We start from the raw sequence: 13,123 nt of genomic DNA on the forward strand, positions 1-13,123 counted from the left end.
GGCTCATTCCTTCCTGACGGGTTTTCCGGTGGCCAGGTCCCAGACGTGGAGGCCATCCTGGCTGTCGCGGGAGGTCACCAGCTGGCGCCCGCCGGCCTTGACCGGGAACAGGCCGGTGACGTCGGGGTTTTGGCCGGGGTCGCTCTCGGTGACGTGCGGGGTGATCGTGGCGCCAATCCGGCGGCCGGTGCGCGGGTCGAAGACGCGGATGGTGCCGTCGCTCCAGCCGCTGAGCACCACGGTCCGGCCGCCGCGCTCGGCCAGGGCGACGGAGCAAGCCTCGAAGTGATCCTTGCCGTCGGAGCGGGCCGCATCCAGCGGCGGGACCAGGAGCGCTCCGGTGTCCAGAGCGATGACGTGCACGCCGTCGTAGCCGGCGGCGGAGACGGCGACCCGGCGGCCGCCGACCGTGCCGGTGACGATCTGGAAGGGGCCGTAGCCGCCGCCGTCCCCGCTTTCGCCGGTGATGCCGAGCTCGGTCACCTTCTCGTGGTCGCTCAGGGGGAAGGTCTTGAGTTTCTTGCTGTGGCCGTCGCCGTACACGACGGCGGGCCGGCCGCCGCGTTCGGTCAAGGCGAGGGTGCGGATGCCGTAGGTGGTCCGGTACGGCCTGACCAGGCGGCGGCCGGTCCTTAGGTCGTAGGCGCGGATCTCATGGCCGCTGCCGGTGCATAGCACGGCCGGGTGACCGCTGATCTCGGCGACCGACAGGGCGGTGATCGGGTTGAGGCCGCCTCCGTTGCAGTCGACGGGCTCGCCGATCGTGGTGCCCTTGGCCGGGTCCCAGGCGGTGACCCAGCCGTCGCCGCCACCCGACACGGCGACGGTGCGGCCATCGATCTGAGCGGTCGCGTCGTAGCCCTGGCTCTGGGCCAGCCAGGTCGTGATCCCCTCGCCGGGGGCGGGCGCTGTCGTCTGCTCGGGGGAAGGTGCGGAAGACGCGGTGCTGTCCTCGGGCTCCGGCTCCAGAGTGGGTTCCGGTACGGCAGGAGCCGTCACCGCAGCCGAGGGCGTCACGGTCACGGTCGCGACGGCCGGTATCGGACTCGCAGGGGCAGTTGTGGACGATGAGTCCTGACCGGCCGCGCGGTTGACCACCAAGGTGCCCGCGACCGCGAGTGCGAGCGCGGCGGCGACGGCTCCCGCGATGCGGGCAGAGGATGCCGGCGCCGGAGGGCGGGTGGGGCCGGGGATCCGTGTCGGCGGTGTGGAGGGAGCACGGAAACCGGGAGCCCCTGCCGGAGGGCCGGTAGGTGGTGGGGTGGGCTCGGTGGCCGTCACCGGCGGCGCGAAGCGCTCTTCCAGGCGCCTGGTGTAGGCCAGGGTCGCGGCGTGGCGCAGGTCCACGGTGAGCGGGTCGTCCGTTGTGAGCTGCTCAGCCGCGCCGTGTCCGGTCAGGGTGAGCAAGATCTCAGCCGGGGAGGGCCGGTCGGCCGGCTGCTTGGCCAAGCAGCCGGCCAGCAGCCCGTGCAGCGGCTCCGGTACGCCGGTCAGGTCGGGCTCATGGTGGGAGATCCGGTTGAGCACCGCCGGGATGCTGTCACCGCCGAAGAGCATCCGGCCGGTCGCGGCGAAGGCCGTGGTGACGGCCCAGCTGAACACGTCCGAGGCGGGCCCGACCTGCTCGCCGGCGACCTGCTCGGGTGACATGAAGGACGGGGTGCCCACGACCGCACTGGACTGGGTGGAGGTGGCATCCAGTACCTTGGCGATACCGAAGTCGATCACCACTGGGCCCTCGGGGCCGAGCAGCACGTTGCTCGGCTTGAAGTCGCGGTGCACGATCCCGGCCCGGTGGATGGCCAGCAGCGCGGTCATCGTGCCGATCGCCAGGCGGGCCAGCGCGCCCGCGTCCCGTGGTCCGTCAGCGCGTACCAGTTCGGCCAGCGACTTGCCCTCGACGTATTCGCTGACGATGTACGGCTGATCTCCGGTCAGGTCGGCCTCGATGACGCGCGCCGTGCAGAACGCGGCGACCCTGCGTGCGGTCTGCACCTCGCGTAGGAAGCGCTCTCGGGCGCCGGGCTCGTCTGCGAAGCGGGCGTGCAGCACCTTCACGGCGACTTTCACCCCGGACGGGTCCTCGCCCAGGTGGACCACGCCCTGCCCGCCCCTGCCCAGCTCGCGCAGCAGGAGGTAGTCGCCCAATCGCGTGGTCATAGGGCGGGCCGTCCAGTGCCGGCGCATCCCGTGACAGCGTCGGGCAGGACTTCCGGGACGGGCGGCCGCAAACGGTCGAAGGGTCTCATCGGCCGAGGATCGCCCGGATGCGCTGGGCGGTTCCGGTGTCGCCCGAGTAGGTCTCCAGCAGGGCGTGCAGGAAGCGCATCCCTTCGTCGCCGCGTGGTTCGAAGCCGAGTTCGGGCACGCCGAAGGCGTAGTGCGCCGCCTCGTCATCGGCGTCGTACACCTCGAAGTCCTCTTCCGCAGGAGCCTTCGGGCCTCCGAGCACACCGTCCAGGAGGCGGCCGCTGAATTCGGAGCGCTGAAGCTGCCGGGCGGCGAACCCCGGCAGGCCGTCGCGCGACAGTGTCAGGCTCCGGTCCCACATCTCTTCGGCGAAGTCTCCCCAGGAGACGTTGAGGCCAGGCCGGATCTCGCCGATCGTCTCGACCCCGGGGCCGCTGGAGCTACCGCCGCCGTCGTAGTCGTAGCCGATCGATAGGAACATGCGGTTCAGGACGGGTGAGGGGAACCTGCCCTCACCCGTGACGGGCACGAGCACCTGATCGCCGTCGAGGTCCGCAGCGAAGTGCGGTATGCCGTTGACCCGCACGGTGAGGGGGACGAGGTTGCCGAAGTAGCCGAGCAGCCGTTCCTCCTCGCCGCGCAAGAAGCCGTCTTCGAGACGGTCGTATGCGTGAGGCGGGACATCCCGCTCGCGAGCGGGGTCGAGGTCGGCGCTGAAGCGGATGGCGTCGGCGACGGCGTACGGGGTGTCGCTCGTGATGTCCACCGTCGCGTCCGGAGAGAAGGTGAGAAGGTCGGGAACGACCCGCAGGGCGAAGGCCAGCGGGTCATCGTCGGGCTCCGGCCGACCCAGCGCGGTGACGGTCCCAGCGCCCTCCGGCCCGGATCTGATCAGTTCGAGAACGCCGCCGCGCGTGCGCAGCGCGAACTCACCGGCGCCTGCGATATGGACGGTGAGGAAGGACTGCAGCGGCAGAGCGGACACGTGATCCCGCTGGTCCCGCCAGTCGCTGTGGAAGAGCGCGGGCCCCTGGTAGGTGGCCGCCAGTCTCCACTCGTGGCCCCAGGACGCTTCGAGGACCTCCGGCGGTACGGCGGGCAGCAGGCGAGGAGCGGGGCCACCGTAGTGACGGCACAGCAATTCGGGCTGGCCCTGTCCGGTCCGGGCGTAGAAGGCCAGGCCGTGGCCATGGTCGAGCAGGAGATCGTAGAAGTCGTGTCCGCCGGACCGCGAACCGCAGCTCTGGAGCGTGGACAGCAGGAACTGTCGTGCCCGGCGCGCGTTGAGCGTCTGCACCGCGGGCCAGGGTGATTCCTCATCTGCGTCGGCAGTGGAATCATCGGTGAGATCGTCGAAGCCGTCTTCGTCGTTCTCGTCCTCGTACCGGTCCTCCTCGTCGTCGAACTCCTCATCATGGTGCTCCCCCACCGCCGGGGAGGGATTGAGGAACACCTCGATCAGGTCGGCGGAGCCGTACCGGTCACTGAGCAGTTTCTTCGACGGGGACTCGGCCCGGCCCGCAGGCCGGGCGAGTACGCGGCCGTCGGTGGCCCGGTAGAAGGCCACATCATGCCCCTGGGCAAGCCACCGGTCGAACGCCTGGGCGGTGCCGCGCTCGCCCTCCGGGGTGGTCTCGGCCGTCAGGAACAGGTCCTTCGCCGTGGCGGCGTCCATTCCGGTAGGTCCTTCCACTGAGGGCTGCTCTTCCTTGCTGTTGTCACGGGGGTCGCCGAAGTAGCGTGAGCGGCAGTCGGGAGCCTCAAGGAACGTTCCAGGAGGCGAACGTCATCGACTGGCAGCGGCGCAGCCGTTCGGCAGCGGATCGAAGACGACGCCGGGTACGGCCATGACGACGCTCCTGCGGAGTCTGGGACCCCGGTGGTGCCGCGCCCCGGTGATCCGCCGTTCTCCACGCACCACGCGTGGAGCAGGTCCTCACCCGGGGCACCTGCGGCAGGCGGGATGCCGTCCAGCGGGCCGGGGCTTGTCACTGGAACTCATGACCTGCCTCGGAGGCTAGCGATTTGTTCACTTAATCGTCAATTGCCCGGCGAGGAATCACGCAGGCCACAAACGGCAGGTCGCATGGCCGCCTTCGCCGTCGACCGCAAGCACCCCGACTCTGACCACGCGCCTATGGTGGCGACCTTCGAGCTGAGAATCAGCGGTGCAGGCGGGTGTCGGTCAGGATCCGCCGGACGGTCTCCTGCAGCGAGCTGCCGACGCCGATGATCTCCTCGCGTCCATCGTCGAGCAGGTCCCGCGGCCGATACCACCGGCGCATCTCCGCTTCGCCGTAGGCGCCGGCGGTGGGCTTGGTGGCGTGCCGGCGCAGGGTCTCGGCGAACGGCACATCGAGGTAGTAGAAGCGGCTCACCCCGCGATGGTCGGCGCCCAGGGCCGTCAGCATCGGGCCGTAGCGGTCGGCGTACAGGATGCCTTCCACGACGACGTGGTAGCCGGCGTCCAGCGCGTAGCGGGCCACCACGTCGATCAGCCCGATGTTCACCGCCCCGGGGACATCGGGCTCCTTGAGGATGTCGCGGCGGACGACGTCCTGGCCCACCACCGCCAGACCACGCCCGTAGCAGGCGCGCAGGCGCGCGGCGACGGCGCTCTTGCCCGAGGCGGAGTTGCCCCGCAGCACGATCAGGCGCGTGGTGTCCGAGCCGACCATCGCCTGTAGCGTACGAGCCGCCCGGCCATCCCGGAAGACCGGACCGGCCGGGCGCCTGCCGCCCGGACCCGGGCGCGCTGCCCGAGCCGGTCAGCTGGCCGGGTGGCCGTCGTCCAGGCACGCCGCCGTGCCGTCGGCCGCCGCCCGCAGGGCCGCGGCGATGCGCCGGGCCAGCGCGGCCGGCACCAGCGAGGGCACCCGGCCCGGGTCGGCGAACCTCCAGCCAGCCAGCTCGTCGGCCGGCAGCCGGAGCGCGGCGATCTCCTCGGAGGTCAGGACACCGCCGTCGTAGAGGAAGATCACCCCGTCCGGCCAGCCGGGCCGCGGCGGGATCCAATCCGCCGCCAGCAGGCGTCCGACCGGCCGGTCCAGGCCGAGCTCCTCGGCCACCTCCCGGCGGCACGCCGCGGTGGGGGACTCGCCGGGCTCGACGGCGCCGCCGGGCACGTCCCACCGGGGCTTGTAGACCGGGTCGACCAGCAGCACCGCGCCCGCCGCATCGCGCAGCAGCGCGCCGGCGGCCATCCATTTGCGTCCCAGCGAGGCGGCGTACGGATCGAGCGGTGCCGCGGGAAAATCCTGCGTCGTCATGACCGCGACCGTAACGGTCCGTCGCCGCGACCGGCAGGCTCCGAGACGGATCGCCATGGCCACCCGGGTTCCGGAAACAACGGCTTCCGAAACTCCTGCGGCCGGTCAGGTTCGGGGCCCGGATCCCGCACCGGACCCTTCTCGTCTCACCCTGCTTCTGGCTGATCAGATCGGGTTCCTTGCCCGCCGATCGGTGGATTCGTCTGTCATTGCGGCGTATGCGGATCTACAGTCCAAGTGACCGGAGGTGAGGGCCTGCTCCACCTCAGCGGCGGGCGGGCCGGTGAAGGAGGGGTGCGATGAGTGCGGAGCTGACGGTCCTGGCCGAGCAGGCGATCCCGTACGTGAGCGCGGCCGCATCCGCCTACGGCGGCGCGGTGCTGGCCCGCACCCAGGAGCAGGCCGCCGACGCCACCGTGGCCTGGGGCCAGCGCCTCCTCCAGCGCCTCTTCGGCACCGCCTCGACCGAAGAAGAGACCCCGGAGGCGGTCGCGGACCTGGTCGCGGCGCCGGAGGATCCCGACGTGCAGGCGGCGATGCGCCTGGCCATCCGCAAGGCGCTGGCCGCCGATGCGCAGCTGGCCGCCGAGATCACCGACATGCTCGACCAGGCCCGGGCGACGGTCTCGGCCGGCGGCAACGTGGTGCAGACCGGCGACGTCTCGCACGGTGGCCGCATCTACGGCGGCGATCATGTCGACTTCTCCCGCGGTACCTTCCACGGCCCGGTCACCGGCAAGGGATGAGCACCCGGGAGCAGCCGTCACCAGACCAGGGCGTCGGCTCCGGCGGCGGCCGCGTCTACGGCGCGGACCACGTCGACTTCTCCTCCGGCACCTTCCACGGCCTCGTCGCCGGGATGGTCACCGCCGCCCCAGCTCCGGTACTGCCGCCGGTGACCAGAGTGCCGGCGACCGGGTTGGTGGGGCTGCCGCGCCGACCGGCGGCGGTGTTCGTCGGCCGCGACGACGAACTGGGGGCGCTGGGGCAGATGCTGGCGGCCGGGCCCGGAGTGATCGCCCAGACCGTGGTCGGGTTGGGCGGAATCGGCAAAAGCGAACTGGCCTTGCACTATGCCCTGCGCCACCACGACGGCTACCACCTGGTGTGGTGGATCGACGCCGAGTCCCCGCAGGCCATCGAGGCGGGCCTGGCCGCTCTATGTCGGGCGCTGTGCGCGGGCGTGGCCGCCGAGGCCGCCGCCCAGGCCTCGGCTGAGACGGCGACGGCCTGGGCGCTGGCCTGGCTGGCCGCGCACCGGCGCTGGCTGGTCGTCTTCGACAACGTCGAGGATGCCGATCATCTGCAGCCGTACCTGGGCCGCTTGACCGGCGGACAGGTACTCATCACCTCCCGCCGTGATACCGGCTGGCAGGAGATCGGCGGCGTGCTGCGCCTGGGCACGCTGACTCGGGCCGCCGCGGTCCAGCTGTTGCAGGGCTTGATCGCCCCGGCCGCGTGGGATCCGATCGCTGCCGCCGAGCTCGCCGCGGAGCTCGGGGAGCTGCCGCTGGCGCTCAAGCACGCCGGCGCCTACATTGCCCGCACCCCCGGAATGACCATCCCTGGTTACCTGCACCTGTTGCGCACCGCCTCGGCTCGCCATGCCGCCCGACCTTGGGAAGGGTCGGCCGAGCACGCGGTAGCGCGCACCTGGGCGGTGACCATGGACCGCATCGCCGCCACCGATCGGCTGGCGATGCGCCTACTGCGGCTGCTGGCCTGCTACGCCCCGGACGATCTGCCATGTGCGGTGCTGTACGGCTTGGCCGAGGACGGAACGGTCGACGAGATACAGGTCGCCGAGACGTTGGGGGTCCTGGCCGCCTACAGCATGATCAACCGCTCGGGCGACGGCCACGCCGTCAGCGTGCACCGCCTCGTCCAGGCCGTCACCCGTACCAGTATGGACGAGCGCGATCGCACCGTCCTGGCGGCCGAGGCGGCCGCCCTGCTGCAGGCCGCCCTACCCGATGATCCGGACCGCATCACTTCCTGGCCCGCCTACGCTCGGCTACTGCCACACGCCCGAATCGTGCTGACTCCCGATTCACCCGGCATGAGCTATGTCCTGGCCTATCTGCACGCCAGTGGGGATTGGCGCACCGCCCGCACCCTGCAGCAGCAGCATCTGGAGGCACTGAACGAGAACCTCGGCCCTGGTCACCCAGAGACGCTGACCGCCCGCCATGGGCTCGCCGTCTGGACGGGGGAAGCGGGAGACGCGGTGGCAGCACGCGAGTTGTTCGCTGAGCTGCTGCCGGTGCGCGAGCGGGTACTGGGAGCCGACCACCCCGACACGCTGACCACCCGCCACGGGCTCGCCTATTGGACAGGAAGGGCGGGAGATGTGGTGGCAGCACGCGAGTTGTTCGCTGAGCTGCTGCCGGTGCGCGAGCGGGTACTGGGAGCCGACCACCCGGACACGCTGACCACCCGGAACCAACTCGCCGTCTGGACGGGGAGGGCGGGGGATGCGGTGGCAGCACGTGAGTTGTTCGCTGAGCTGCTGCCGATGCGCGAGCGGGTACTGGGAGCCGACCACCCCGACACGCTGACCACCCGCCACGGGCTGGCCCGTTGGACGGGGGAAGCGGGAGATGCGGTGGCAGTGTGCGAGTTGTTCGCTGAGCTGTTGCCGGTGCGCGAGCGGGTACTGGGAGCCGACCACCCCAACACGCTGACCACCCGCCACGGGCTGGCCCGTTGGACGGGGGAGGCGGGGGATGCAGCCGGGGCACGTGAACTGCTCGCTGCACTGTTGCCGGTACGTGAGCGGGTACTGGGAGCCGACCACCCGGACACGCTGACCACCCGCCACGGGCTCGCCTATTGGACAGGAAGGGCGGGAGATGCGGTGGCAGCACGTGAGTTGTTCGCTGAGCTGCTGCCGATGCGCGAGCGGGTACTGGGAGCCGACCACCCCAACACGCTGACCACCCGCCACGGGCTGGCCCGTTGGACGGGGGAAGCAGGGGATGCAACCGGGGCACGTGAACTGCTCGCTGCACTGTTGCCGGTACGTGAGCGGGTTTTACAACTCCTAACAAAATGACCTTGGCCGTATCCGTCCGTCTCGACGGTCGTTGATCTGCGCGTGAGGAAGGGTGAACAGCCTCCGTGGATCGTCTCGGACGGCTTGTGGGAACGGATCGAGCCGCTGCTGCCGAAGACGGAGCGACGGCAGCGCTACCCCGGCCGCAAGCGGCTGGATGACCGCAAGGCCCTGTGCGGCATCCTGTTCGTGCTCTACACCGCGATCCCGTGGGAGTTCCTGCCCCAGGAACTGGGCTTCGGCTCGGGAATGACCTGCTGGCGGCGCCTGCGCGACTGGCATCACGCCGGCGTGTGGGAACGACTGCACCAGCTCCTTCTGGCCGAACTGCACGCCGCCGACAAGCTCGACTGGTCCAAGGCGGTGATCGACAGCTCCCATGTCCGGGCGCTCAAGGGCGGCCCAAAACCGGCCCGAGCCCGGTCGACCGCGGCAAGACCGGCTCCAAACACCATGTGATCACCGACGGCAACGGCATTCCCCTCGCGATCGGCCTGACCGGCGGCAACCGCAATGACGTCACCCAGCTCATGCCGCTACTCACGGGCATCCCACCGGTCCGGGGCCGACGCGGGCGGCCCCGGCAACGCCCGAAGACGCTGTACGCCGACCGCGGCTACGACCACGACAAATACCGCCGCATGGTCTGGGCCAAGGGTGTGAAGCCCGTCATCGCCCGCCGGGGCACCCTGCACGGTTCCGGGCTCGGCGTGCATCGCTGGGTGATCGAGCAGACGATCGCGCTGCTGCACTGGTTCCGCCGCCTGCGCATCCGCTGGGAGATCCGCGACGACATGCACGAGGCCTTCATGACGCTGGCCGCATCGATCATCTGCTGGCGACGCCTCGCCCGCTGATCATTCTGTTAGGAGTTGTTAGGAGCTGAACATCCGGACACGCTGATCACTCGAAATCAGCTCGCTCGTTGGACAGGGGAGGCGGGGGATGCAGCCGGAGCACGTGAACTGCTCGCTGCACTGTTGCCGGTACGTGAGCGGGTTTTAGGAGCTGAACATCCGGACACGCTGATCACTCGAAATCAGCTCGCTCGTTGGACAGGGGAGGCGGGGGATGCAGCCGGAGCACGTGAACTGCTCGCTGCACTGTTGCCGGTACGTGAGCGGGTTTTAGGAGCTGAACATCCGGACACATTGGCTATCCGACGCGAGCTCGCCTACTGGACGAACATAGCCGAGGGTAACTCTGGGTGAGACGCAAGGGCAGAAGATGAGCACTGTAGTTGGTGTCCGTTAGAGGATCCTCTATCGGACACTCGTGATCTTGAGTGGCGGGAGGGCGCGACCTGTGCGGACACCGTCTCATATAGGTGGTCCGGTGAACTGTCCGCTGATGGGAGGCTAAACATTACACGTCCCGAGTGACCGTCACCGTGATCGGCTACGTCCGCTGCTCCACCGACGCCCAAGACCTCACCGCCCAGAAGAACCTTCTCCTCGGCCTCGGGGTATCGGATGATCGGATCTACCTCGACCACGGGCTCACCGGCACCAACCGGGCCCGGCCCGGACTCGACCATGCCTTGGCCGCGGTGCGCACCGGTGACACCCTCGTAGTGCCCAAACTCGACCGGCTGGCGCGCTCGGTGCCCGACGCCCGCGGCGTGCGCCTGTCGCTCGGCGGCACCCTCTACGACCCGACCGACCCGATGGGCAAGATGTTCTTCAACATCCTGGCCACCTTCGCCGAGTTCGAGGTCGACCTGCTGCGCATGCGCACCCGCTAGGGCATGGCCGTGGCCCGCGCAAAGGGCAAGCTGCGCGGCAAGCAGCCCAAGCTCGGGCCTCGCCAGCAGAGCGGGCTGGCCCGCATGCACGCCACCGGCGACTACACCATCGCCGACCTCGCGGAGGTGTTCTCGGTGTCACGGCCCACGGTGTACCGGGTGCTGGCGCACGCCCCCGGTCAGTCCTCCTGACATTTACCGCGCCGATTCTGCCGTACCTCACGATCTCTGTTGAAGTTACGGTGCCAACCGTCGCGTCGCCTGCAGGTTGGCGCGAACGGTGACCGTCGTCGGATGCTCACTGCCCAGGAGCTGCTCGCAGTCGGCCAAGGTCTGCTCGTACAGGGGGATGGCGCGGGCCAGATCCCCGGCCGATTCGTAGGTGCTGGCGAGGTTGTTGCGGGAGGCCAGAGTCGAGGGGTGATCGGCACCCAGCACCCGCTCACGATCGGCCAAGGTCTGCTCGTACAGGAGGGTGGCGCGGGCCAGATCCCCGGCCGCGTAGTAAGCGCTGGCGAGGTTGTTGCGGGAGGTCAGGGTAGAGGGGTGGTCGGCGCCCAGTGCCTGCTCGCAGTCGGTCGCGGTCTGCTTGTGCAAGGGGATGGCGCGGGCCAGATCCCCGGCCGATTCGTAGACGTAGGCGAGGTTGTTGCGGGAGGCCAGGGTATCGGGGTGATCGGCACCCAGCACCCGCTCACGATCGGCCAAGGTCTGCTCGTACAGGGGGATGGCGCGGGCCAGATCCCCGGCCGATTCGTAGGTGCTGGCGAGGTTGTTGCGAGAGGTCAGGGTGGAGGGGTGGTCGGCACCCAGCACCCGCTCACTGTCGGCCAGGGTCTGCTCGTACAGGGGGATGGCGCGGGCCAGATCCCCGGCCGATTCGTAGGCGTAGGCGAGGTTGTTGCGAGAGGCCAGGGTGGAGGGGTGATCGGCACCCAGCACCCGCTCACGATCGGCCAGCGTCTGCTCCAGTAGAGGGGGGGCGCGTCTGAGATCCGCCAGGTCGTGCAGGTACTGGCCGCACCAGGTCCGCAGGTTCAGCAGGCCGGGAGTCAGTGCATCGGCGCGGCATGCGATGGCATACACGGTGCTGGTCTGCTCGTGCAGCACCTCCACCGCCGCTCGGGCGCCCCAGGTGGCCGCCCCGTCCGGGAGGGTGGTGTTGTAGGCGGCCAGCAGGCCGGTGGTGGTCTGCAGGATCTGCGATAGGCGGTCCTCGTGGGTGGCGCGCTCGCGCAGTACGCGCTGGATGAGGCGGTGCATCAGCACCGCGGTGCCGTCCTCGCTGAAGCCGATCAGCGAGGCCTCGGCCAGGATGGCCAGCGCCTCGTCGACCGCATCAACTACTTGGGCATCCGGTGCCAATCCGTCGACGGCCCTGCCGTACAGGATCGTGCGCGGGATTCCGGCCGGGGACAGGACCGCCAGGACCTCCAGCAGGTCCCGGATCTCCGGGGTGGACTCCTCGGCCTGGGTGATCGACAGCAGGATCGCCTGCGCCGTGCCGGTCGGGTACGGATCGCCGTCCAGGCGCGGCAGGTAGCGCTCCAGCGGGAAGGCGCGCAGCAGGTCCAGGTAGGCGGCGTAGGTGATGCGGCGGCGAGTGATGACGGCCGCGGCCTGGGCCAGGGCTAGTGGCAGGCCTCCCAGCTCGGCGGCGACTTCAGCGGCGCCGTCGTCATCGTCGCGGATGCCGGTGTAGCCGGTCAGGAAGGCCGTCGCCTGCCGCGGGGTGAACGCGTGCACCTCGACCAGGGGGTAGGCGCGGGTGAAGGCGTGGTTGCGGGAGGTGATGATGACGCGGGTGGCGCCGGTGGACGGGCACCAGCGCTGAACCGTCTCCACCTCGAGGGCGTTGTCGAAGACCACCAGCGCCGGCTCACGCGTGGCGGCCAGGTGGGTTTTGACCCGGAGTGCGACCGTGGCCGCGTCGTCCTCGCTACGGCGGAGGCCTAGCCGGTCGGCCAGGGCGCCCAGGCCGGTGAGGATCTGCTCTTCGCCGGCGGCGGGGATCCAGGCCACGATCGGCCAGTTCGCGTGCTGGCAGGCCCAGGCGTAGGAGGCGGCCAGCATGCTTTTGCCGACTCCGGGGGTGCCGGCCATGGCGCAGATGGCCACCGCGCCGCCGGTGTCGGCCTGCGGGCGCAGTACCTCGTCCAGTTCTTCCAGCAGGGCGGGGCGGGGCTGGAAGACCTTGGGTGGCTGCGGGATATCGCCTTCGATGATCTGCCCGGGCTTCGGCGGCGGCGGATAGTGGTGGTGGTGCTCTTCCTTGCCGACCACCTTGTCGTGGAAGGTGCCGCTGGAGAAGTCGATGTGGTCGCCGTCACCGGGCATCGTCGTTCTCCTCACCAGGGGCCGGCGCAGCGGGCGGGACCGCGGGGCCGGTGACGGATTTGCCGGTGACGGGGGCGTGGAAGACCCCGCGGGAGAAGTCGATGTGGTCGCCGCTGTAGGAGCGCGGCTCCGACGTCTCGGCCGCGTGCCCGCTCGCGTCGGCCTCGGTCGGCGGTGGGTCTGCGGCGGCCTGCGCCGCGGGCGCAGACGGCTCGGGCGCCGCATGGGCGGCTGCGCGCTCGGTGCGCAGCAGCGCCCCCACCGAGACCACCAGTCCGATCGCGGCGATGACCACGCCGATCACGCTGGCGCGCTTGTCGAGCACGTCCAGCACCTCGGCGGGAAGCCCGAGCGGGTCGGCCACCAGCCCGATGCCCGCCACCACCAGCAGCACCGTCAAGGCTGCGATCACGACGATCACGATCGTCCGGCGGCGCGGCCGCTCCGGCGGTCCGCTCGCGCTCTGGGATGGTGGGGGCTGCTGGGTCGGCATGTCTCCACGATGACCTTTTCGCGGGACGAAGCGCT

12 protein-coding genes and 1 riboswitch are annotated in these 13,123 nt (G+C 70.3%); of the genes, 6 read left to right on the forward strand and 6 right to left on the reverse strand.

The window, feature by feature from the left end; translation table 11 throughout:
• Positions 1–3 precede the first annotated feature (3 nt).
• From HS048_RS34255 to HS048_RS34270, 4 genes are all read right to left on the reverse strand, one after another.
• Positions 4–2,160 (reverse strand): WD40 repeat domain-containing serine/threonine protein kinase, encoded by a 2,157-nt coding sequence (locus tag HS048_RS34255; RefSeq protein ID WP_196470008.1) that lies wholly within the window; start codon positions 2,158–2,160, stop codon positions 4–6.
• Between the two features lie 85 nt (positions 2,161–2,245).
• Positions 2,246–3,865, reverse strand: a complete 1,620-nt coding sequence (locus tag HS048_RS34260) for a hypothetical protein (protein ID WP_196470009.1) — start codon at positions 3,863–3,865, stop codon at positions 2,246–2,248.
• Positions 3,866–4,087: 222 nt separating this feature from the next.
• Positions 4,088–4,196: riboswitch (SAM riboswitch) on the reverse strand.
• Between the two features lie 156 nt (positions 4,197–4,352).
• A complete protein-coding gene (locus HS048_RS34265; RefSeq protein WP_196470010.1) occupies positions 4,353–4,868 on the reverse strand; it encodes a kinase in 516 nt (171 codons plus the stop codon).
• A 90-nt stretch (positions 4,869–4,958) separates the two neighbouring features.
• Positions 4,959–5,459 carry an NUDIX hydrolase gene (locus HS048_RS34270; protein ID WP_196470011.1) on the reverse strand — a complete coding sequence of 167 codons (501 nt, stop codon included), beginning with the start codon at positions 5,457–5,459 and terminating at the stop codon, positions 4,959–4,961.
• Positions 5,460–5,758: 299 nt separating this feature from the next.
• On the opposite strand from HS048_RS34270, the gene HS048_RS34275 reads away from it, so the two are divergent.
• The 6 genes from HS048_RS34275 (at position 5,759) to HS048_RS38375 (ending at position 10,450) form a co-directional block, all read left to right on the forward strand.
• Complete coding sequence (locus tag HS048_RS34275; RefSeq protein WP_196470012.1) at positions 5,759–6,205, forward strand: hypothetical protein; 447 nt, start codon at positions 5,759–5,761, stop codon at positions 6,203–6,205.
• On the forward strand, positions 6,202–8,514 hold the full coding sequence (gene fxsT, locus HS048_RS34280) for an FxSxx-COOH system tetratricopeptide repeat protein (RefSeq protein WP_196470013.1): 2,313 nt from the start codon (positions 6,202–6,204) through the stop codon (positions 8,512–8,514). Before HS048_RS34275 ends, fxsT begins: the two co-directional genes overlap by 4 nt.
• Positions 8,515–8,583: 69 nt before the next feature.
• Positions 8,584–9,371, forward strand: a protein-coding gene (locus HS048_RS34285; protein WP_196470259.1) for an IS5 family transposase whose coding sequence is annotated in 2 segments (ribosomal slippage) — positions 8,584–8,917 and positions 8,917–9,371 — 789 coding nt in all. Because the reading frame shifts where the segments join, the coding sequence is not laid out codon by codon here.
• Positions 9,372–9,386: 15 nt separating this feature from the next.
• Positions 9,387–9,725: a tetratricopeptide repeat protein gene (locus tag HS048_RS39210; protein ID WP_196470014.1), complete on the forward strand. Its 339-nt coding sequence runs from the start codon at positions 9,387–9,389 to the stop codon at positions 9,723–9,725.
• Between the two features lie 167 nt (positions 9,726–9,892).
• Positions 9,893–10,258, forward strand: a complete 366-nt coding sequence (locus HS048_RS37830; RefSeq protein ID WP_231647480.1) for a recombinase family protein — start codon at positions 9,893–9,895, stop codon at positions 10,256–10,258.
• A 9-nt stretch (positions 10,259–10,267) separates the two neighbouring features.
• On the forward strand, positions 10,268–10,450 hold the full coding sequence (locus tag HS048_RS38375; protein ID WP_231647481.1) for a helix-turn-helix domain-containing protein: 183 nt from the start codon (positions 10,268–10,270) through the stop codon (positions 10,448–10,450).
• Positions 10,451–10,495: 45 nt separating this feature from the next.
• Here HS048_RS38375 and HS048_RS34300 read toward each other — a convergent pair whose 3' ends face one another.
• Positions 10,496–12,595 (reverse strand): tetratricopeptide repeat protein, encoded by a 2,100-nt coding sequence (locus HS048_RS34300; RefSeq protein ID WP_196470015.1) that lies wholly within the window; start codon positions 12,593–12,595, stop codon positions 10,496–10,498.
• Complete coding sequence (locus tag HS048_RS34305) at positions 12,585–13,088, reverse strand: hypothetical protein (RefSeq protein ID WP_196470016.1); 504 nt, start codon at positions 13,086–13,088, stop codon at positions 12,585–12,587. Before HS048_RS34305 ends, HS048_RS34300 begins: the two co-directional genes overlap by 11 nt.
• Positions 13,089–13,123 lie beyond the last annotated feature (35 nt).

Origin of the sequence: Planomonospora sp. ID91781, from assembly GCF_015711595.1 — a bacterium.
Classification (GTDB): domain Bacteria; phylum Actinomycetota; class Actinomycetes; order Streptosporangiales; family Streptosporangiaceae; genus Planomonospora; species Planomonospora parontospora.

Bases quoted from the DNA above. Each gene is read 5' to 3' on its own strand.
- HS048_RS34265 (WP_196470010.1), bottom strand. From the start codon at position 4,868: ATGGTCGGCTCGGACACCACGCGCCTGATCGTGCTGCGGGGCAACTCC.
- HS048_RS34260 (WP_196470009.1), bottom strand. From the start codon at position 3,865: ATGGACGCCGCCACGGCGAAGGACCTGTTCCTGACGGCCGAGACCACC.
- HS048_RS34305 (WP_196470016.1), bottom strand. From the start codon at position 13,088: ATGCCGACCCAGCAGCCCCCACCATCCCAGAGCGCGAGCGGACCGCCG.
- HS048_RS34300 (WP_196470015.1), bottom strand. From the start codon at position 12,595: ATGCCCGGTGACGGCGACCACATCGACTTCTCCAGCGGCACCTTCCAC.
- fxsT (WP_196470013.1), top strand. From the start codon at position 6,202: ATGAGCACCCGGGAGCAGCCGTCACCAGACCAGGGCGTCGGCTCCGGC.
- HS048_RS34255 (WP_196470008.1), bottom strand. From the start codon at position 2,160: ATGACCACGCGATTGGGCGACTACCTCCTGCTGCGCGAGCTGGGCAGG.
- HS048_RS34270 (WP_196470011.1), bottom strand. From the start codon at position 5,459: ATGACGACGCAGGATTTTCCCGCGGCACCGCTCGATCCGTACGCCGCC.
- HS048_RS34275 (WP_196470012.1), top strand. From the start codon at position 5,759: ATGAGTGCGGAGCTGACGGTCCTGGCCGAGCAGGCGATCCCGTACGTG.